Here is a 21252-nt window from a genome sequence, read left to right on the forward strand (position 1 = left end):
GTGGAGGACGAAAGCGAGATCAAGCAGCGCATCTTGGAGAACATCGAGGAATATGTCACCTCCGGCCTGTCCAAAAAAGTCACCAACATTCTGGAGACCATCAAGCTGCTGGCTTTTTCCGACCCGTTCCCCATCGAACAGGACTGCATCCACCTCCAGAACGGCGTGTACCATCTGCCGGACGGCTCTTTTCAAGAGAGTCGTCTGTTCTGTCAGAACCGTCTGCCTGTAAAGTACGACCCCAAAGCAGCCAGCCCGGAACGCTGGCTCGCTTTCCTGCACGAGCTGCTGGACGAAGCCGACATCCCTACCTTACAGGAATATCTGGGCTACTGCCTCATCCCCAGCACCAAGGGACAGAAGATGATGCTCATTGTCGGCAAGGGCGGCGAGGGCAAATCCCGCATTGGGCTGGTGCTCAAGCGACTCATGGGAGATGCCGCCAGCAATGGCAGCGTCCAGAAAGTGGAGAACAACCGCTTTGCCCGCGCCGATCTGGAACGCCGACTGCTGATGATCGACGATGATATGGATATGAACGCCCTGCCCAAGACGAATTATATCAAGACCATCGTGACTGCCGAAGCCAAATTGGACTTGGAGCGCAAAGGTGTCCAGAGTTACCAGCGGGACATTTACGCCCGGTTCCTCTGTTTCGGCAACGGTGCGCTGACCTCGCTGTACGACCATTCGGACGGCTTCTTTCGCCGTCAGCTCATCCTGACCACCAAGGACAAGCCTGCTGACCGCACGGACGACCCCTTCCTTGTGGAGAAGATGTGCGCCGAGTTGGAAGGCATCCTGCTCTGGTGTCTGGAAGGGCTGCACCGGTTGGTGCAGAACAGCTTCCGCTTCACGGTCAGCCCCAAAGCCGCCGCCAACGTGGACACCATCAAGCGCAGCAGCAACAATGTCATCGACTTCATGGAATCCGAGGGCTACTTCCGCTTCAAGGCGGACTATTCCATCAGCTCCAAGGAGTTCTACGACATTTATAAACAGTGGTGCGAGGACAACGCCTGCCACAGCGTATCGGCCATCCGTTTCAGCGCAGAGCTGCGCCAGAATGACCGCCGCTATAACCTTGAGGCCACCAACAACATCTACCTGCCCGGTGGCCGCAGGGTGCGGGGTTTTGTAGGCATCGAACCGCTTGTCCACCCCTGCCCGTAAAAAAGTGAATTTTTCACGGAAGAAGTTCGTACAACCTGTACGGTCTGTACTTGTACGCATCCGTACGGCGAATCGAAGCAAATTAAAACGCGTCATCGTTTATATTTCAGATTTCTGTACGTCGTACAGACCGTACAGGTTATTTGAAGTCCGTACAGATTTTTTGTACACCCCAAGAAGGAGCGTGATCTATGAAAGCCCAATATGGCATTTTAAGGTTCAAAAAGTACAAGGGGCCTGCCATCAGCCCCATTGAAGCCCACAACGAGCGCACCAAGGAGCAGTACGCCAGCAACCCGGATATCGACACGAGCCGGAGCCGCTACAACCTCCATCTGGTGCAGCCGCAGGGCAGGTACCGGGAAGAAGCTGACCGCATGATAGCTGCCGCCCACTGCCGTGTCCGCAAGGACAGCGTGCGGGTGGTAGAAGCTCTCGTCACCGCCAGCCCGGAGTTTTTCAAGGATAAGACCAACCGGGAGATCAGAGCGTACTTTGCGTACGCCCTGAAATTTTTGGAGGGCAGGCAGCGCCCGGATACCTTTCTCTCTGCTGTTGTCCACATGGACGAGAAAACGCCCCACCTGCACCTCTGCTTCGTGCCCCTGACTGCTGACGGACGGCTGAGCGCGAAAGAGATCATTGGCAACCGCAAGAATCTTGTGAGGTGGCAGGACGAGTTCTGGCAGCACATGGTCAAGCAGTACCCGGAGCTGGAACGGGGCGAAAGCGCCAGCCAGACCGGGCGAGAGCATATCCCGCCCCGCATCTTCAAGGAGATGACCCAACTGACCAAGCAGAAGGAGCAACTGGATGCCCTGCTGGTGGGCATCAATCCCTTCAACGGTAAGAGCCGTGCGGCGGAGATCAGCAAGGTGCTGGACAGCTATATTCCCAACGTGGCACGGATGAAGGACCAGCTGCGAAAGTACAACGTGGCCTTCACCAAGACCGCCGCCGAAAACGAAAAGCTGAAAGAGAAGAACAAGACGCTCTCTGCCTCGCTGGATAAAGCGAAGGAAGGGAGCGTCTTGAAGCGTCTGGAGGATGCCAAGCTGCGGCAGGACTATGAGGCCGCCCTGAAAACGCTGGACAGCATCCCGCCGGAGGTCATTCGATTTTATGAAAACCGCAGCACGCAGGAGCCTGCGATGCGCCATGATAAGTAAGGAGCAATGCCTATGTGTAATAAAATGTACGAGAATGTGAAATCCTTGGATTATACGAAAAAGTCCTTGCAGTCGGACTCGGATCCGGCTACAATGGAGGTGGTCACTCGAACCAATGCCGTCAAGTCTCCGACCAACAGCCCTGAGACCACAAAGCTGGTGTACACGGTGAAGGAGGTCGCACAGATGCTGGCCATCAGCCAGCGTGCCGCCTACAACCTGTGCAACAGCACCACCGAATTCCGTGTCCTGCGGGCAGGCGGAAGCATCCGCATCCCGAAGGACAGTTTCGATGCATGGCTCTACCGGGCAGCTTGATAAGGAGGCAAATCTATGGCATATATCACGAAACGCGGCAGCTCTTACAGTGTCCGCTACACCTATCAGGACGAGCACGGCAAGAGCTGCGACAAATGGGAGAGCTTTCCCACCAAAGAGGAGGCGGTGAAACGCCAGAAACAGATCGAACACGAGCTGGCGACCGGTAATTTCCTGATCCCGTCCACCGTGACGGTGGCAGAGTTCCTGATGGACTGGCTGCCCAAGCAGTGCAGCAAGCACAAGTGGGCACCCAAGACTTACCAGTCCAATCTGGCCCTCATCCAGAACCTCATCATCCCCTATATCGGGGAGATGCAGATGCAAAAGCTGCGGCCTTACCACATCGAAGCCCTGTACGACACCCTGAGCAAGACCCCTTGCGGACAGTATGTGGGCGGCAAGCGGCGAGACCTCTCGCCCAAGCAGCAAAAGCGCACCCTCTCCGGCACTACCCTCCATGAGGTCCACCAGCTTCTGCACAATTCCTTTCTGCTGGCGGTGGAGTGGGGCATCCTTATTAAAAGCCCCGTCCCGGTGGAAGCGCCCAAAAAGACCACCCAAGAGCGCAGCATCTGGGAAGTGGAGGAGATGCGGGCGGCACTGGACAGCATGGAGGACCCCATCCTGCATCTGGCGGTGCACCTGACGCTGGTGGGTGCGCTGCGGGAAGGGGAGGTGGCAGGTCTGACCCCGGAGGACATCGACTTTGATGCCGCCAACGGCATGGGCACCTTCACCGTCAACCGTTCCATGCAGCGGGTGCAGAAGGACACGCTAGCACAGGTGGACAAGGGCTGCATCCTCCGCATCTTCCCGGACAAGCTGGAGGGCAGCAAGACCTCCCTCATCCTGAAAGACACCAAGACTGAAGCCTCCTGCCGCACCATCTTTATGACCGCCGCCCTGCGGGAGGAGCTGAAGCAGTGGCTGGAACGGCTGAAAAGGGAAGAAGCCCTCGACCCGGAGCGATACCGCAACAGCGGGATGCTGCTGCGGCTGTCCAACAGTCTGGCGGTGGAGCCGGTGCTCATCCGCAAGAAGTTCCTGAAATGGCAGGATGCACACCCGGAGTTCCCGCGCATCGTCTTTCATGGGCTGCGGCATTCCAGTGCCACCTACCAGTTGATGATCTCCGGCGGCGACATCAAGGCGGTGCAGGGGACCACAGGACACGCCAGTGCGGATATGCTGGTGAACACCTACGCCCATATCCAGCAGTCTTCCCGTGTGGAGCTGGGCAAGAAGTTTGAAAGCGGCTTCTATGCCAAGCCCGACACCCCCAGCCCGCAGGCTGTACCCGCCGCAGGCGAACCCACCATCTCCATGACGGCTCTTTTGGAATTGCTCAAGGATGCCGACCCGGATATGAAGGCAAAACTCCGCCTGGCACTGCTCACCTGATGCAAAAAAGGGCACTGATCGCAATGCAATACAGCGCCCTACATCATCGGATATGGATAACACCGACCGTGCAAAAACCGTGCAGAAACCGTGCACCCATGGCTTACAAAACAAAAAAGCCATGAAATCTTTCGATTTCACGGCATTTTCTGGTGCGATGGAAGGGACTCGAACCCCCGGCCTACTGATTCGTAGTCAGTCACTCTATCCAGCTGAGCTACCAACGCATACGTTCCGTTCGGAACATGATGTATTTTATCACCGAACCGGGGTTTTGTCAACACTTTTTCGGAAATATTTTTGGTTTTCTCGAAAAAGGGCGTCTTTTCATCTACTTTTCTTTTATCTTCCCTGCATCAGCCCTGCTCTGCGAGGGTCTGGGCGATGCGGACGCCGGTAGGCGTGGCGGCAAGACCGCCCTGACCCGTCTCCCGGAGGTCGGGGGAAAGCAGGCTGCCCACGCGGCCCATCGCGTCGATGACCTCGTCGCAGGGGATGGCGTAGTCCACCCCGGCGAGGGCCATATTGGCACAGGAAACGGCATTCACTGCACCGACTACATTCCGCTTGATGCAGGGCACCTCCACGAGGCCGGCCACGGGGTCGCAGACGAGGCCCAGCAGGTTGCCCAGTGCCATTGCGGCAGCGGCGGCGCACTGCTCGGGCGCACCGCCCTTGAGGTGGCAGAGCGCGGCAGCGGCCATCGCGCTGGCAGCGCCCACCTCGGCCTGACAGCCGCCCTCCGCGCCCGCCAGCGTGGCGCGGGCTGCGATGACCTGCCCAAAGCCGGCGGCTACATAGAGGGCGTCGCAGATGGCTTCCTCGTCCGCCTCGCCGCTGCGGGCCAGCGGCAGCAGGACGGCGGGCAGAACGCCGCAGCTGCCCGCCGTGGGAGCCGCGACGATCCGCTTCATGCAGGCGTTGCACTCGGCGGTCTTGAGGGCCTCCGCCGTCACAGCGGCGAGGTAATCGCCGCCGAAGCTCCTGCCCTCTTGGTGCGCCTGCTCCACCTTGGCCGCGTCGCCGCCCGAAAGGCCGCTGCGGCTGCGCTGGGCGGGGTCATAGTCCCGGCTGGTGGCCTGCATCACCTGCCACAGATGGTGCATCGTCTCCCGGCTGTGGGCCTCAGTGAGGCGGCTTTCGGCCAGGTCGCTGCGCAGGATGGCCTCCGACAGGGAGATCTTCTGGCTGCTGGCTGCAGCCAGCATCTCTTCACAGGATAAAAACGACACGTCTCAGCCCTCCTCAGATTCTTCCGGCTCGTCGATGTTCAGGCAGGTGACCTTGCGGATGCCCGGCATCACGGCCATCTGCTGTTCCAGCACATGGGGGATATGGGAGTCACACTCCAGCACCATGACGGCGTAGCCGCCCGTCGCGGCGCGGAACACCTGCATGGACGCGATGTTGATGCGCCGCTGGGCCAGCGACATGGTGACTTCGGCGATGCATCCGGGGGTGTCCTCGTTGTGGATGATGAGGGTGTTGCTGTCGCCGCCAAAGTCGGCGGGCACGCCGTCGATCTCGGTGACGCGGATGCGCCCGCCGCCCACGGAGGCCGCCTTCAGGGTGAGGGTGCGGCCCGTCCTGCTCTTTAAGGTAAGGACTGCTGTATTAGGGTGGGCGGCGCGCAGCTCCACCGGATGGATGGTGAACTTCATCCCGGCCTCCTCGGCCAGTGCAAAGCTGTCCGGCAGGCGGGGGTCGTCCGGGCGGAGGCCCAACAGGCCCGCTACCAGTGCGCGGTCGGTGCCGTGGCCCCGGCCCGTGGTGGCAAAACTGCCATAAAGCCCGATGTCCGCCTCTGCGGGGATGTCGCCCAGCAGCTTCTGGGCCGTGTAGCCGATGCGGGCCGCGCCCGCCGTATGGCTGGAGGAGGGGCCGATCATCACCGGCCCGAGAACGTCGAATAGACGCATGAGATGTACACTTCCTTCCGTTTTGCAGCGTTTTGGGCCTTGTTTTCTGCCCCGCAGACCCGCCCCGGGCTGCCTCAGCTGACAAAAGAACAGATTTTCTTTCTTTTTATTATACCGCTTTTGAGCTTGTTGTGCTATAATAACTTCATAATGCTTTGAATTTGCCCTTTCAGGGGGCAGCACGGAGGGTAGAACCTATGAAACTGGTAAGCGTGGAAACTCCCGAAAAGAGTGTCTGCAAAATGACTTTCAGCGCTTCGGCTGAGGAGCTGGAAGCTGCGTCCAACGCCGTGTATGAGCGCACCCGCGCAACGTACACCATCAAGGGCTTTGCCAAGGGTGAGGCTGACCGCGCCCAGATCGAGGCCGACCGCGGCGAGCACACCTTCTGGTATGACGCCATCAACGACCTGATGGACAAGGACGTCCCGGCGCTGTACGACGCAGCGATGGCAGAACACGGCTTCCACGCAGTGGACGAGCCGGTGTACGATCTGGTCAGCGTGAAGAAGGATGAGGGCTTCGTGGCCACCGCCACCACCGCCCTGCAGCCCGAGCTGAAGCTGACCCAGACCACCGGCTTCAAGGCCGAGTGCGTCACTCCGGAAGTCACCGACAAGGAGATCGACGCTGTGCTGGAGCGCCGCCGTGCCGTCTCTGCCGAGCTGGTGCCCCACAAGGGTCCTGCCGTCAAGGGCAACATCGTCCACATCGACTACGAGGGCCTGCTGGAGGGCAAGCCGTTCAACGGCGGCACCGCCCAGAACCAGACTCTGCAGCTGGGCAGCGGCCGGATGATCCCCGGCTTCGAGGAGGGCATCCTCGGCCACAAGGGCGGCGAAGAGTTCGACATCTTCGTCACCTTCCCGGCACGCTACCACGTCAGCGACCTCGCCGGCAAGCCCGTGGTCTTTAAGATCAAGCTGCACGACGTCTGCGTCCGTCAGCTGCCCGCCCTGAACAGCGATTTTGCCAAGAAGGCCGGCAATGTGGACACGATGGACGAGTTCCGCGCCCAGATCCGTCAGCAGCTCCACGACGGCAAGCACGCCAGCGCCCTCAACCGCGCCAAGGACGCCATCCTCACCCAGCTGGCCTCCGCCGCTGAGGGCGAGCTGCCCAGCGTCCTCGTGGAGACGGCCTACCAGCAGGAGATGGAGCGGTTCCAGCAGCAGCTGCAGATGCAGCGCCTGAGCCTCGACCGTTATCTCAGTCAGGTTCACCAGACCCGCGAGAGCTTCACTGCCGCCGTCCGCGCCGTGGCCGAGAAGAACACCCGCGCCCGGATGGCCCTGCTGCAGGTGGCCCAGAGCGAGGGCCTCCTGCCCACCGAGGAGGAGATCGACAAGACCCTCTCCGAGCGTGCCGAGCGCACCAAAAAGACCCTCGAGGAGATCAAGGCTGCTACCAACGTGGAGGCCATGCGCCGCAACGAGGGCATCCGCCGCGCTGCCGATTATGTCATCGAGCACTCCACCATTGAGGAAAAATAATTTTTCTGCCCTTTGCGCCTGCACCGCCGTGCAGGCGTTTTTTGTTGTTCATTTTTTGGCTCTTGACTTTTTCCCCAAGCTGCGGTATTTTTAAGGTGAAAAAGTTTGTCCGGGCACAGCCGGGTCCCGGGCAGATAACATAAAAATTTTGCGGGGCGATCCCCCTCATCCGGTCTTCTCTTTGCGACAGGAGGTTTTCCTTATGAAAAAGTTTCTTCTCGCTCTTTTGACAGCCGCCACAGCGGCAGCGCTGCTCTGCGGCGCTGCAGCTGTGTCCACCTACAGCGTCGGCTATGACGCACCGGCCGGCATCATCACCATCGTGGTGCAGGACAGCAGCGCCGCCGTCGTGCTGCAGGCCGCAGACACCGACCACATCCACGCCGACTACACCTACACCTCGAGCTATGCGTTCGAAAGCTCCAAGCTCTACGACTTCTCGGTGGCGGGCAGCACCCTCACCGTGACCAAGACCCGGGAGCCGAACGCCTCCCTTACCATCAAGAGCACCGACACCCGCGCCTGCACCCTGACGCTTCAGGTGCCCCGCCAGACGCTGGCCAGCCTCACCGTCAGCACGACGAACGACAACATCACGCTGGACGGCGTTTCGGCCCAGACGGCTGCTCTGACCACCGATAATGGCCGCATCGAGGTGACGAACTTCAACGGCACCTCTCTGAGCGGCACCACCCGCAACGGCAAGATCACCCTGAGCGGCGTCACCTCCCAGAACGTGGCCGCCACCATCCAGAACAGCGGCACCCTCAAACTGGAGAACATCTCCGCCAATGTCTGCAACGCCAAGGTCCAGAACGGCAGCATCACCGGCTCGGTGGTAGGTGACAGCAGCGCTTACGGCTTTGACCTCACCGCCGGAGGCGGCAGGATCCGGGTCTCCGACTCCAACGACCGCAATTTCCTTCTCAGCGGCAAGGACGCTCTGCAGCAGAATGCCGGCGCCCCCCAGAAGCTGAGCCTCGCCACCCAGAACGGCGACGTGGATGTGGAATTTGTCCGTTAAATCGACTGAAAAATGCCTGTGCAGCAGATGCCGCACAGGCATTTCTTTTTTACCCGGCAAGGGCGTTGAAGCCCATGACCACCACGCCGAGGATAAAATGCTCATGTATCTCTCTCCAAAATTGCATCCAGATTTTTGTTCATAATGTCCATCGTCTCGCAGAAGGCTTTCCGCTGGGCCTCGGTGGTATTCTCGAGCAGCTTCTGGCCGAACTCCTCCTGCAAAGCGCGGCCCCGCACAATGATGGGCTGTGCCTTTTCGGTGCAGCGCAGCAGGGTGCGGCGGCGGTCAGCAGGGTCGGCCTCGCGGACAAGATAGCCCTCCTGCACCAGACGGTCTACGTTCACCGAGACGAGGTTAGCCTTCAGCTTCCGCATCTCCACCACGTCGCTGGCGGTCTGGTAGCCGGGGTTATTGGCGAGGAACATCAGGATGTCAAAGGCCGTCTGGGTCAGGTGCAGCTTCTGGCACAGGGGTTTGCAGAGGGCAGCGTAAGCTGCTGCGGTCTTTCGCCCGAATTCGATGCCCGGGGTGTTCATGGGGTACCTCCTTGTGATTCAAAATTGTATCATTCAAATTTGAAGTGATGATAGCACAGCGCCGCCGGAATGTCAAGAAAAAAGGAGCGGCCCGCGCAAGGCCGCTCCCTGTTTCCGTTTTCTTTACAGCATCATGATGAGCCGCGTGCCGAAGGCCGCCAGCCATGCTACGATGCACTGATTTGCCACCATGATAAGCGCCCACTTGCCGCCCAGCTCCCGCTTGACCGAGGCCACCGCCGCGATGCAGGGCGTATAGAGCAGGCAGAACACCAGCAGGGGTGCAGCCGCCGCCGGGGACAGCGCGGCGGCAAAGGCCGCAGAGGAGCCATAGAGGATGGTGAGGGTCGAAACGACGCTCTCCTTGGCCATGAAGCCGGTGATAAGAGCCGTGGACACCCGCCAGTCGGCAAAGCCCAGCGGCGCAAACAGCGGTGCGATGCCGCTGGCCAGCCACGCAAGGATGCTCTGCTGCGGGTCAGCGGTGAGGCTGAGCCGCAGGTCGAAGCTCTGCAGGAACCAGATGATGATGGTCGCCGCAAAGATGACCGTAAAGGCGCGCTGGAGGAAATCACGGGCCTTTTCCCAGAGCAGCTGGACCACATTCTTGAGGCCGGGCAGGCGGTAGTTGGGCAGCTCCATCACAAAGGGGACGGCCTCGCCCTTAAAGACGGTGCCCTTCAGCAGGATGGCCATCAGGATGCCCACCGCAATGCCGAGGAAATAGAGGCTTACCATCACCAGAGCCGCGTGCTCCGGGAAGAAGGCCGCCGCGAACAGGCTGTAGATGGGCAGCTTGGCCGAGCAGCTCATAAAGGGGGTGAGCAGGATGGTCATTTTGCGGTCGCGCTCCGAGGGCAGGGTGCGGCTGGCCATAACGCCGGGGACGGTGCAGCCGAAGCCGATGAGCATCGGCACGATGCTGCGCCCCGAGAGGCCGATGCGCCGGAGAAGCTTATCCATCACGAATGCCACGCGGGCCATGTATCCGGTATCCTCCAGCAGAGAGAGGAAGAAGAACAGGGTCACGATGATGGGCAGGAAGCTCAACACACTGCCCACACCGGTGAAGATACCGTCGATGACCAGCGAGTGGACGGCTGCGTTGACGTTCCACGCCGTGAGGGTGGAGTCCATCGCAACGGTCAAGGCATCAATGCCCGCTTCCAGCAGGTTCTGGAGCGCCAGACCAATGACGCCGAAGGTGAGGTAGAACACCAGCGCCATGATGCCCACAAAGGTCGGGATAGCGGTATAGCGGCCCGTGAGGAACTGGTCGATCCGGGCCGAGCGGAGCTGCTCCTTGCTCTGGCGGGGCTTCACGACGGTCTGCTCCACCAGCTGGTGGATGAAGTGGAACCGCATATCTGCGATGGCGGCGGCGCGGTCCAGACCCCGCTCCTGCTCCATCTGGACGATGATGTGCTCGATCATCTCTTTTTCGTTCTGGTCGAGCTTCAGGGCCGCTTCGATGCGCTGGTCGCCCTCCACGAGCTTTGTGGCCGCAAAGCGCACCGGGATGCCTGCGGCTTTGGCGTGATCCTCGATCAGGTGGATGATGCCGTGGATGCAGCGGTGGACTGCGCCGCCGTGATCCTCCTCGCCGCAGAAATCCATCCGGCCCGGCCGCTCCTGATACTTTGCGACGTGGAGCGCGTGATCCACCAGCTCGTCCACGCCCTCGTTCTTTGCCGCAGAGATGGGCACGACCGGGATGCCCAGCATGGCCTCCATCTTATTGATGCGGACGGTGCCACCGTTGCCGCGCATCTCGTCCATCATGTTCAGCGCCAGCACCATCGGCGTATCCAGCTCCATGAGCTGCATGGTGAGATACAGATTCCGCTCGATATTGGTGGCGTCCACGATATTGATGATGCCCGTGGGCTTCTCACCGATGATGAACTGCCGGGTCACGATCTCCTCGCTGGTATAGGGCGACATGGAGTAGATGCCGGGCAGGTCTGTGACCTCCGTATCCGGGTTGTTCCGGATCGCACCGCTCTTGCGGTCCACCGTCACGCCCGGGAAATTGCCGACGTGCTGGTTGGAGCCGGTGAGCTGGTTGAAGAGGGTCGTCTTGCCGCAGTTCTGGTTGCCCGCCAGTGCAAAGGTAAGGGTCGTGCCGTCGGGCAGAGGGTTCTCGCCCTTTTTGGTGTGGTAGCGTCCGCCTTCGCCGAGGCCCGGGTGCTCCACCGGCTTTTCACTTTCTGCCTCCGCCTTTTTTGCCGCCGGGGCTTTGGCCAGAGTGACCCCGATGCGGGCGGCATCGTCCAGCCGGAGGGTCAGCTCATAGCCGTGGATGCTCAGCTCCATCGGGTCGCCCATCGGGGCAAATTTGACCAGCGTGACTTTCTCACCGGGGATCAGCCCCATATCCAGAAAATGCTGCCGCAGAGCGCCTTCGCCGCCCACGGTCCCGACCACGGCGGTCTCGCCGATGTTCAAATCTTTCAACGTCATATGGAATGCTCCTCTCGAGCGCGTTTGTTTGTTAGTTTGCATTAACAATAGTAATATAGGCTAACTTTCCGGCGTTGTCAAGAGAAACGGGGCTGTTCTGAACTGCTCTCTGAAAAAAATAATGTCGCCTTCCTCGAATATCAGAAAAAGTGCAAAAAATAAGAGCCTGTACCCGGGAAGCTCCCGCCGTACAGGCTCTTATCGTTTTTTATTCAGTTTGCGGTGTGGTAGCCGTCAGGGTTCTTCTTCTGCCAGTTCCAGCTGTCGGCGCACATCTCCTCGATGCCGTACTCGGCCACCCAGCCCAGCTCGTTCTTGGCCTTGGTGGGGTCGGCGTAGCACTCTGCGATGTCGCCGGGGCGGCGGGCCTCGATGACGTAGGGGATGGTCTTGCCGCAGGCCTTCTCGAATGCGTGGATGACGTCCAGCACGCTGTAGCCCTTGCCAGTGCCGAGGTTGCAGATGAAGAGGCCGCAGTTCGTCTCCAGCTTCTTGATGGCGCAGACATGGCCGCGGGCGAGGTCAACGACATGGATGTAGTCGCGGACGCCGGTGCCGTCGGGGGTGGGGTAGTCGTTGCCGAAGACATGGACCTTCTCCAGCTTGCCGACGGCCACCTTGGCGATGTAGGGCATGAGGTTGTTGGGGATGCCGTTGGGGTCCTCGCCGATGAGGCCGGACTTGTGGGCACCGATGGGGTTGAAGTAGCGCAGCAGAGCCACGTTCAGGGTGGGGTCGGCCTTGCAGACATCGGTGAGGATGCGCTCAGTCATCGCCTTGGTGGTGCCGTAGGGGTTGGTGGTGGCGCCGACCGGGAAGTCCTCGGTGATGGGCACGCTGGCGGGATCACCGTAGACGGTGGCAGAAGAGCTGAACACGAAGTTGTGGCAGTTGTGCCGACGCATCACGTCCAGAATGACCAGCGTGCAGTTGAGGTTGTTGTAGTAGTATTCGATGGGCTTGGAGACGCTCTCGCCCACAGCCTTATAGGCTGCGAACTGGATGACGGCCGTGATGTCGGGGCACTCGGCGAAGATCTTCTCCACATCCTCGTGCTTGGTCATGTCGGCCTGATAGAAGCGGAAATCCTTGCCGGTGATCTGCTTGACCCGGTCGAGGACCACGGGGGATGCGTTATAGTAATTGTCCGCCACAACGACATCGTAGCCTGCATTCAGAAGCTCGATGCAGGTGTGGCTGCCGATGTAGCCTGCGCCGCCGGAAACCAAAATAGCCATGTCCTATACCTCTTTTATCACAAATGTTGCTCTGCGCGGGGCCTCTGCGTCCCGTCTGTCTAAAGGATACCGCTTTTTGCGCCGAGAATCAAGTACCGGCTCTTTTATGAAGATGTATTCTTGTTGCATCTTTTCCTCTCGTCTGATGAACTGCAACGATTTTTGTCCCGGGATGCATGGAGAGGAGACGCAAAAAACAGCAAAAGGCAGTTCCATAAAAGGAGCTGCCCTTTGCTGCGGCTGATATTTGCTTAGAGACGGCCGCACTGACGGCCGGTGAAGAAGCGGAGGGTGGTGTTGACGCGGAAGACCTTGCCCGCCCGCAGCACCGTGGAGGGGAACTCCGGGTGGGAGGGGCTGCAGGGGAAGTGCTGGGTCTCGAGGGCGAAGCCGCCGTATTTTTCCATCGGGACGCCGCCCTTGCCGGGGGAGGGGCAGTTCTGCAGGAAGTTGCCGGTGTAGAGCTGGATGCCCGGCTGGGTGGTGTACATCTTCATGCTGATGCCGGTCTTGTCGCTGGACGCCCACGCGCAGAGGCTCTGGCTCGCGCCCCGGGGCCGGTCAAGGACATAGCAGTGGTCGAAGCCGCCGCCCGCCATGGTGGTCTGATAGAACCCGGTGTCGAGGTCGCGGCCCAGCGGCTTGCCTGCGCGGAAATCCATCGGCGTGCCGGCCACAGGCAGGATGCGGCCCGTGGGGCAGGTCTCGTTGTTGCCCTCGAGGTAGTTGGAGGCATAGATGCGGAGCTTCTGGCCCAGCACATTGCCGCCGCCGTCGAGGTTGAAATAGGTGTGATTCGTCAGGTTGATGATGGTATCCGCATCGCTGGAGACACGGTAGTCCATCCGCAGAGTGTTGTCCGGGGTGAGGATGTACCGCACGCTGACCTTCAGATTCCCCGGGAAACCATCCTCGCCCGCCGGGCTTTCGGTCTCCATCAGGAGCGTGTCGCCGAACATCTTCACATCGTAGATCTTCCGGGGGAAGGTGCCGTGCAGGTGATTTCTGCCGTTGTTGGCTTCCAGCTTGTAGGTCTTGCCGCCGAGGGCAAATTCCGCGTTCTCGATGCGGTTGGCGTACCGGCCCACGAACGCACCGCAGCAGGTGCTGCCGGACGAGTTGAAATCTGCCTCATAGTCGGCGAGGGTGTCGTGCCCGACGACCACATCCACAAGGCCCGTCTTGGTGGGGACGAAAAGATTTTTGATCACACAGCCGTAGTTCAGCACACTGATCTCAAGTCCGCCGGGATTGGAGATGATGTACTCATCCACCTTATCGCCGTTTTTGGTCACACCGAAAGGCTTGGAGCGAAACTGTGCCATAAGGCTCGCCTCCTTGTTGTTATTTTCTGGCCCGGGGCAGCTCCGCCCCAGCCTTGTCCATAATTATGATTATAGCACAGTTTTCGCACCTTGTGTGCGATTGCTTTTAGATTCAACTTCCAAATTTTCGAGAGATTTTTTGGGCATATTGTACGAGGACGACAGACAGTTTCCGCCCAAAAAGGCTCTCCCTTTGGGAGAGCTGGCGCGTCAGCGCCTGAGAGGGCAAGGCCGCTATCCGGGGACACCAGCCCCTGCACTCATTTTTCTCTGACAAAGGGCCAGCTTATCGCAGCATAACGGCTCTGTCGTGCCGGGCTTGCCCTCTCCGTCCCCTTCGGAGACACCTCTCCCAAAGGGAGAGGCTTTCGCCCCACCACAAAAAAAAAGAGACCGCCGCATCACGGCAGTCTCTTTCGCACAACGATATGAAGTCATGCCTCCGTCTGTGCCTTGCCAGCATTCGCCTGCGCGATATACTCGGCGGCATCGTCGGGGATGTCGTCCATCCCGTCGTCACCCACATCGACCACCAGCGGCGGCTTCTTGAAGAGGATGTCGTAGAGGATGGGCACGATGTACAGGGTCATCAGGGTGGCATAGCTCAGGCCGCAGATGATGACGATGGCCATGCCGCTCATGAGCTGGCTCGCCATGTCGTTGCTGAACACCATCTGCAGCATTGCCAGAACCGTCGTCAGCGTCGTCATCAGGATAGGGCGCATACGGGTCTTGCCGGTGGCAACGAGGGCCGCACGGCGCTCCATGCCGCCCAGACGCAGCTGGTTGGCGTAGTCTACGAAGACGATGCCGTTGTTGACGACGGTGCCCATCAGGACGATGAAGCCCATCAGAGAGATCATGGTCAGCTGCTGGCCGGTGAGCAGCATACCCAGCAGGCCGCCGGTGAAGGCCAGCGGCACCGTGAACAGGACGATGAAGGGGGACAGCAGGCTCTGGAACTGCGCCACCATGACCAGATAGACGAAGGGGAGGGCCAGCGCCATCCACTGCACCATCTCCTCGACCATCAGGTTGACGGTGGAGGACTCGCCGCCCAGCGAGAAGGAGCAGCCCTCGGGCATCTCGTCGGAGAGGGCGAAGGCGTCCAGTTTCTTCTGGAGCACGCGGGACTGGACGGTGGTGTTGTAGCCGTCCAGCGTGTCGGCAGACACCGTGATGTAGCGGGTCTGGTTCTCGCTGGTGATGGAGTCGGGGGCGGTGCCGGTGGACCAGCTGGCGATGTCGCCCAGCGTGCAGGTGCCGGTGGTGGTGGTGCCGGTGGCGTCCATCACGCTGGTGGTAAAGGTGATGTCCATCATGTTTTCCTTGGTCACAGGGTCAAGGTTGTCACTGATCTGGACCTTCATGGTGGAGCCGTCCACGGTGACGGGGGTCTCCGCCGTGGTGGTGGTGGTGAGCTTGGCGGCGATCTGCTGATAGACCTGCGCGACGGTCAGGCCGTAGGCGCGGACCTTGTCACGGTCGATGTCCAGATTGATGGTCGCATCGCCCTGACCGAGGCCGGTGCCCGCGTTGGCGAAGCCCTCGGTGTCGTTGACCATCTGGACGACCTTGTCGCTCAGTGCGGTGATTGTCTCGGCGTCGGGGCCATAGATCTTGACGGAGAGGCCGCTGCTGAGCTGGCTGGTGAGATCCTGCATTCCGCTGATCTCGACGGTGCCGGTGCACTTTTCGACGCTGGCCACCGCATCGTTCAGGGCCTGCTCCGCGGCGGCGATCTGGGTGGAGGAGAGAGACTCGTCCAGCATGACGTTGAACTGATAGCTGCCGTAGCTGTTGGCGGCGCTCAGCAGGTCGGTGATGGCGCTGGGCAGGCCCAGCTGGCCGATGTCGATGCCGGCCACGGTGGTGTCAGTGGTGACGCCCACCTCTTCCACGCCGTCCACGGCCATGACGGCCTCCACGACCTGTCCGGCCACGCCGTAGGACTCTTCCTTGGTCAGATCGTCGTCGGTGGAGAGGGCGATGGTGGCCTCATTGCTGGAAATCTCCGGCAGGAGGACGACGCCCATGGAGAAGACCTTCCAGCCGCAGAAGGCCAGCAGCACGACCGCCGCCACCAGCGGCAGGGCGCGGTGCTGTAAGCACCACTCGAGGCTGTGGGCATATTTGTCCTGGATCTTCTCGAACCAGACCAGCCGCTTCGGCTCGGCCTTTTTCAGAACTGTAGAGGCAGCAGCAGGCACGACCGTGACGGCCACGATGAGGGAGGCCATCAGGCAGTAGCCGATGCACAAGGACATGGGTTCCAGCAGGCTGCGCACCGTGCCGGAGGAGAACACCACAGGCAGGAAGACGCAGACCGAGGTGAGGGTGGAAGCCACCACCGACATACTCACCTGACGGGCGCCCTGTACGGCGGCGCGGGCCGCCGGCACGCCCCGGCTGCGCAGACGGTAGATGTTCTCGATGACGACCACCGAGTTGTCCACCAGCATACCGACGCCCAGCGACAGGCCCGCCAGCGTCATGATGTTCATGTCGAGGCCGGTGAAGTACATCAGCACGACGGCGAACAGGACGGACAGCGGGATACTGACGCCGACCACGAGGGTGGGCTTGATGTCCTTGAGGAAGATGGCCAGCACGATGATGGCCAGCGCAGCGCCCACCAGCATACTGCTGATGATGCTGTTGACGATGATGGTGATGTAGTTGCCCTGATTGGACAGGACGACGACGTGCAGGTCGGGATACTGGGCCTGCATCTCCTTGAAGGCGTTCAGGCAGCCGTCCGAGACGCTGCTGGCGCTGGAGGTGGCGTTGCGGAAGATTTTCAGCACCACGGCCCGCTCGCCGTTCAGGCGGGTGTAGCTGGCCTCAGAGTTGTCGATGACGGCCACATCGGCCACATCGGAGAGGCGGACATCGCCGAAGCCCTCGACGTGGAGCAGAAGAGCGCCCTCGATGTCCGAGACGCTGTCGTACTCCTCACCGACCTTCAGCAGCCACGACTGGCCGTTCTTGTCGGCGACGTAACCGGCAGGCATCGAGAAGTTCTGAGCGTAGATGAGCTGGGCGAGGGTCTTGATGTCCAGCTGCTTTGCCACATCGGCGCTGGCCAAGGCCTTTTCCTTGGTGTCCTCGTAGAGCCGCTTTGCATCTTCCAGCTGGTTCTCATAGTCCTTCAGCTTCTCCCGGGCCTCGGTGAACTGCATATAGGCGCTGAGCTGCTGGCTGGAATAGGTACCCAGAGCGACCGAGAACTGGTTCATCAGACCGGGCACATTGTCCATGGCCTTGATGACCTGATCCAGCGTATTGTAGATGGTGCTCAGGCTGCTGGACACCTCCAGCTCGTCGGCAAGGTCGGAGACGCTGCCGTCGCTGGTGCCAAGACGGCCCTGCAGCTCCTGCAGAGCTGCGGTAAGCTTATCGGTAATGTCGCGCAGCTCGCCCACGATCTCGATGAGGGAGTCGATGTCCCGCATACCGGTCTGGTTGAACTGGTCCACGACCCGCTGCAGGCCGTCACGGACATCGATGAGGGCCTGCTGGATCTCCGGCTCATTGACCACGCCGATGAGCTGGTTGACGCTGTTGAGCAGGGCCTCCGCCTGATCGCGCACGACGGTGACGGCGTCGGCCACCTCGGTGCCCATCTGGGCCATGACGGTGTCGGAGACCGTGTTGCCGAAGTTTTTCAGCTGCCGTTCGTACTCGGCACGGCCCGCGGCGATCTGGGCCTCGGCGTCATCGAGCTGGGCGCGGGCGTCGGCCAGCTGGGTGTCGATGAGTTCCAGCAGGCGGGTGTTGATCGCGTCGATCTTGTCCTGATTCAGCTGCACCTGCACCATCTTCTCGATGAGGCCGTTGGCCGAAACGCTGGAAACGCCGTTGGTACGGCCCACATAGGGCGAGAGGGTGTTATTCACAAAGTCCGACAGGTCGTAGACGTCGCTGCCCTCCCGGCTGACTGCCACCGTCATAAAAGCGTTCATGTTCAGGCTGTACTCGATGATGGATGGGGTCAGGCAGGTGCTGGGCAGGCTGGACGCGGTCTGGTCCACCTTATTCGAGGTCTTGACCATCGCACTGTTCATGTCGGTGCCCTCGGCAAACTTCATGAGCAGGAGGCTGTAGTTCTCCGCCGAGGTCGCGGTGATGTTCTCGACGCCGGACACAGTGCCCAGCGCGTTTTCCATCACGTCGGAGACTTCCGACTCCACGCGCTCGGGGCTGGCGCCCGGGTAGACTGTGACCACCATGAGGTAGGGCGTGCTGATGTCGGGCAGAAGGTTCGTCTGCAAGCTCGTGATGGACACGAAGCCCAGCAGCAGGACCATAATGACCGCGACAAGGATGGTGAATGGCTTTTTGACGCTGAATTTTTCCATGATTTCCTATCCATTTCTCTTTTCTATGCCGCAGCCTCGCGGCAAGGGACCGGCCGCAGACACGGCAGTCCCCTGAATTCTTCTTATCATTCCTATTATACACGAGGCCGCCCCTCTTGCAATAGTGGCAAAGCCAATCTTTAACAAAACTTTCCTTAATCTACCTTCGTCCCGGAGGCTGCTGGGAAGATTTCCGGCTGTTTTCTTGCTCTATTTCGTGGAAATGCGGGCCGGATTATGTTATACTAGAATGCAGAATGGAATTTTATCGCAATTTCAGCCACAGTCCCGTCCAAAGCGGGCTGTGGAGCGAAAATACAGACTGCTGACAGCCCATTTTTCCGGGCTTATCCGTGTCAGATACGACCCCAAAGAGGAATGCTATGAAAAAAGTTATATCCGTCCGTTTCAAGGACAACGGCAAGACCTATTATTTTGACCCCGCAGACACCCCCATCCAGACCGGCGATTACGTCATCGTCGAGACGGCCCGGGGCGTAGAGTGCGGCGAGGTGGTGCAGGGCGTGAAGGAGATCGCCGACTCCGCCGTGCCCAAGGCCCTCAAGCCCATTACCCGGATGGCCGACAGCGTGGATGTCCGCCGGATGCGCCAGAATCGGGAGGACGAGAAGCGCGCCTACCGCACCTGTCAGGAGTGCATCGCCCGCCATGGGCTGGAAATGAAGCTGGTGGAGGCCGAATACACCCTCGACCGCTCCAAGATCATGTTCTATTTCACCGCCGACGGCCGCGTGGACTTCCGCGAGCTGGTCAAGGATCTGGCCGGCATCTTCCACACCCGCATCGAGCTGCGCCAGATCGGCGTGCGCGACGAGAGCAAGATGATCGGCGGCCTCGGCATCTGCGGCCAGCCCTTCTGCTGCAGCCGCTTTTTGAAGGATTTCCAGCCCGTCTCCATCAAGATGGCGAAGGAGCAGGGCCTCTCCCTCAACCCCACCAAGATCAGCGGCGCCTGCGGCCGTCTGATGTGCTGTCTGGCCTACGAGGAGAACGCCTACGAGTACCTGAACAGCATCATGCCCATGGTGGGCAGCACTGTCCGCACCCCGGACGGCCTCGGCACCGTGCTGGAGGTCAACCCCATCTCCGGCTACCTGCGGGTGCGCTGCGGCACCGAGGCTTTCGCGCCCCGGTACTACAAGGTGAGCGTCTGTGAGTATGTCTCCGGCGGCAAGCGCGCCCCCCGCCGCCCCGACCCGGACGACGATTATTCCGGCGTGCGCGACCCCGCCCCCGTGGTGGCTGCGGCCAGCGCCGACGGCGCGCCGTCCTGCCCCGGCTGCGGCCGAAAAGAAAAGAAATAAGAGGGCAGTGCTGGCAGAGTCTTTGAGAAGTTAGTCTGTTAAAACTAACTACACTTCGTGATTTTCGCCAAATATCCTCTTCAAATTTCTCCAAAAGTTAGCCCATGCTTTTGTGCAACCCAACAAAAAACAAAGATTTGCTTTTGGGCGGGTGCGGTTAGTCTTGCCTTTTTGAAACGGCTTTGCTAGAATGCAGTCAAGGATATGATTTCCGAGGGGTCTGCCAGAGCCGTGCAGAGGCAGGTTTCTTCATAAATACTGAGCACGGGGAGATAAAGGAGAGTTCTATTATGGCACACAAGGTTTCTGACGCATGTGTTGGCTGCGGCGCTTGCGAGGGCGCTTGCCCCGTTGGTGCAGTTGCTGTTGAGAATGGCGTTGCAGTCGTGAACGCAGACGCTTGCATCGATTGCGGTGCTTGCGAGGGCGCTTGCCCCACCGGCGCTATCACTGCTGAATAATTTTTAGCAGACAGCCGCGCGAATAACGCATCAAAAGCAGCAGACCTGTTGTACGGGTCTGCTGCTTTTCTTTGTTGCATAAATTTTTCATCTTTTGGGACAGAATATTTTGTCGGAGGATTTCAGCCGGGCATATGGAACATTCCACCGAGATTTTGTATAATAAAACAGAAGTATACTGCTCTGCCGTCCACCGGTTCGGCTCAGATGCGCTTTTGCTGGCCCGCTTCTGTGAGCCAAAGTGCAGCCAGACGGCGGCAGACCTGTGTTCGGGCTGCGGCATCGTCAGCCTCGAGTGGCACGACCGGGGGCATCGCGGCCCCTGCGCCGCCGTCGAGCTGCAGCCCGAGGCCAGTGCGCTCTTGCAGCAGGCCGTCGCAGAGCAGGGCATCGGCCACATCACGCCGCACCTCGCCGACCTGCGCTCTTTCCGGGAGGGAGAGGGGCAGTTCGACGTCTGCGCCTGCAACCCGCCCTATTTTGCCGCCGGGCCCCAGAGCGCCAAGGCAGGCCGGGCCACGGCCCGCCACGAGACGGACTGCACCCTCGAGGACGTCTGCGCCTGCGGCTTCCGTCTGCTGAAGGACGGCGGCAGGCTTGCGCTCTGCCACCGGCCCGAGCGGCTGGCCGAGGTGCTGGCGGTGCTGCGGGCGCACCGTCTCGAGCCGAAGCGGCTGGCTTTCGTAAAGAACCGGCCCGACGCCGCACCGTGGCTCTTCCTCGTGGAGGCCCAGAAGAACCGCCGCACCGGGCTGCGCATTGAGCCGGATGTGCTCATCACCGCTGGTGCGGCGATGTATGGTTCCGCTGCGCCAGCGGTGAAACGGTAAAGCTGAGTTTTCTGTCAGGTGAGTTCGCGCGCTGGTGGCGCGGGGCAGAGCGCTTTTGCATTAAGGCTAATGTTCTCTTTTGCGTGCCAAAAGAGAACCAGAAATGGTTCTCGCGCTGGTGGCGCGGGGGATGTTTTTCTTTCGGTCAAGTGGCTTGCGCTCCGCGCGGGCCAGAGGCAGGGAGGGGTGTTTCGACTCCCCCCTCCCTAC

General features: G+C 60.4%; 16 protein-coding genes and 1 tRNA gene. 9 read left to right on the forward strand and 8 right to left on the reverse strand.

From position 1 onward, the window contains the following. From LKD23_RS10710 to LKD23_RS10725, 4 genes are all read left to right on the forward strand, one after another. On the forward strand, window positions 1-1173 hold a 1173-nt coding region (locus LKD23_RS10710; protein WP_227621633.1), incomplete at its 5' end, for a DNA primase family protein. Between the two features lie 191 nt (window positions 1174-1364). Next, window positions 1365-2342 (forward strand): MobV family relaxase, encoded by a 978-nt coding sequence (gene mobV, locus LKD23_RS10715; protein ID WP_227621634.1) that lies wholly within the window; start codon window positions 1365-1367, stop codon window positions 2340-2342. A 24-nt stretch (window positions 2343-2366) separates the two neighbouring features. Then, a complete protein-coding gene (locus LKD23_RS10720) occupies window positions 2367-2660 on the forward strand; it encodes a helix-turn-helix domain-containing protein (RefSeq protein ID WP_097777000.1) in 294 nt (97 codons plus the stop codon). A 15-nt stretch (window positions 2661-2675) separates the two neighbouring features. Then, window positions 2676-4064 (forward strand): site-specific integrase, encoded by a 1389-nt coding sequence (locus LKD23_RS10725; RefSeq protein ID WP_227621635.1) that lies wholly within the window; start codon window positions 2676-2678, stop codon window positions 4062-4064. 150 nt (window positions 4065-4214) lie between these two features. Here LKD23_RS10725 and LKD23_RS10730 read toward each other — a convergent pair. The 3 genes from LKD23_RS10730 to sdaAB all read right to left on the reverse strand — a co-directional run bounded on the left by LKD23_RS10730 (window position 4215) and on the right by sdaAB (window position 5983). After that, a tRNA-Arg gene (locus LKD23_RS10730) sits at window positions 4215-4291 on the reverse strand. Window positions 4292-4420: 129 nt separating this feature from the next. Beyond that, window positions 4421-5296 carry an L-serine ammonia-lyase, iron-sulfur-dependent, subunit alpha gene (gene sdaAA / locus LKD23_RS10735; RefSeq protein ID WP_227621636.1) on the reverse strand — a complete coding sequence of 292 codons (876 nt, stop codon included), beginning with the start codon at window positions 5294-5296 and terminating at the stop codon, window positions 4421-4423. Between the two features lie 3 nt (window positions 5297-5299). Further along, the gene (gene sdaAB, locus LKD23_RS10740) at window positions 5300-5983 is read right to left on the reverse strand and encodes an L-serine ammonia-lyase, iron-sulfur-dependent subunit beta (RefSeq protein WP_227621637.1); all 684 of its coding nucleotides are present in this window, start codon (window positions 5981-5983) and stop codon (window positions 5300-5302) included. Between the two features lie 197 nt (window positions 5984-6180). Here sdaAB and tig point away from each other — a divergent pair, with 197 nt between their 5' ends. Both tig and LKD23_RS10750 read left to right on the forward strand, forming a co-directional pair. After that, complete coding sequence (gene tig, locus LKD23_RS10745; protein WP_227621638.1) at window positions 6181-7476, forward strand: trigger factor; 1296 nt, start codon at window positions 6181-6183, stop codon at window positions 7474-7476. A 202-nt stretch (window positions 7477-7678) separates the two neighbouring features. Beyond that, a complete protein-coding gene (locus tag LKD23_RS10750; protein ID WP_227621639.1) occupies window positions 7679-8500 on the forward strand; it encodes a DUF4097 family beta strand repeat-containing protein in 822 nt (273 codons plus the stop codon). A gap of 101 nt (window positions 8501-8601) precedes the next feature. On the opposite strand, the gene LKD23_RS10755 is transcribed toward LKD23_RS10750, so the two are convergent. From LKD23_RS10755 to LKD23_RS10775, 5 genes are all read right to left on the reverse strand, one after another. Then, window positions 8602-9039, reverse strand: a complete 438-nt coding sequence (locus LKD23_RS10755) for a MarR family winged helix-turn-helix transcriptional regulator (protein ID WP_227621640.1) — start codon at window positions 9037-9039, stop codon at window positions 8602-8604. Between the two features lie 123 nt (window positions 9040-9162). After that, window positions 9163-11502 (reverse strand): ferrous iron transport protein B, encoded by a 2340-nt coding sequence (gene feoB, locus LKD23_RS10760; RefSeq protein ID WP_227621641.1) that lies wholly within the window; start codon window positions 11500-11502, stop codon window positions 9163-9165. Between the two features lie 212 nt (window positions 11503-11714). Beyond that, the gene (gene galE / locus LKD23_RS10765; RefSeq protein ID WP_227621642.1) at window positions 11715-12740 is read right to left on the reverse strand and encodes a UDP-glucose 4-epimerase GalE; all 1026 of its coding nucleotides are present in this window, start codon (window positions 12738-12740) and stop codon (window positions 11715-11717) included. A gap of 251 nt (window positions 12741-12991) precedes the next feature. Beyond that, on the reverse strand, window positions 12992-14065 hold the full coding sequence (locus LKD23_RS10770) for an aldose epimerase family protein (protein ID WP_227621643.1): 1074 nt from the start codon (window positions 14063-14065) through the stop codon (window positions 12992-12994). Between the two features lie 434 nt (window positions 14066-14499). Further along, window positions 14500-18426 carry an efflux RND transporter permease subunit gene (locus LKD23_RS10775; protein WP_227621644.1) on the reverse strand — a complete coding sequence of 1309 codons (3927 nt, stop codon included), beginning with the start codon at window positions 18424-18426 and terminating at the stop codon, window positions 14500-14502. Window positions 18427-18809: 383 nt separating this feature from the next. Here LKD23_RS10775 and LKD23_RS10780 point away from each other — a divergent pair, with 383 nt between their 5' ends. The 3 genes from LKD23_RS10780 (at window position 18810) to LKD23_RS10790 (ending at window position 21042) form a co-directional block, all read left to right on the forward strand. After that, a complete protein-coding gene (locus LKD23_RS10780) occupies window positions 18810-19751 on the forward strand; it encodes a PSP1 domain-containing protein (protein WP_227621645.1) in 942 nt (313 codons plus the stop codon). A gap of 290 nt (window positions 19752-20041) precedes the next feature. After that, complete coding sequence (gene fdxA, locus LKD23_RS10785) at window positions 20042-20212, forward strand: 4Fe-4S ferredoxin (RefSeq protein WP_158389067.1); 171 nt, start codon at window positions 20042-20044, stop codon at window positions 20210-20212. Window positions 20213-20346: 134 nt separating this feature from the next. Then, the gene (locus LKD23_RS10790; RefSeq protein ID WP_227621646.1) at window positions 20347-21042 is read left to right on the forward strand and encodes a tRNA1(Val) (adenine(37)-N6)-methyltransferase; all 696 of its coding nucleotides are present in this window, start codon (window positions 20347-20349) and stop codon (window positions 21040-21042) included. Window positions 21043-21252 lie beyond the last annotated feature (210 nt).

Origin of the sequence: Faecalibacterium butyricigenerans (assembly GCF_020687345.1) — a bacterium.
Lineage (GTDB): Bacteria > Bacillota > Clostridia > Oscillospirales > Ruminococcaceae > Faecalibacterium > Faecalibacterium butyricigenerans.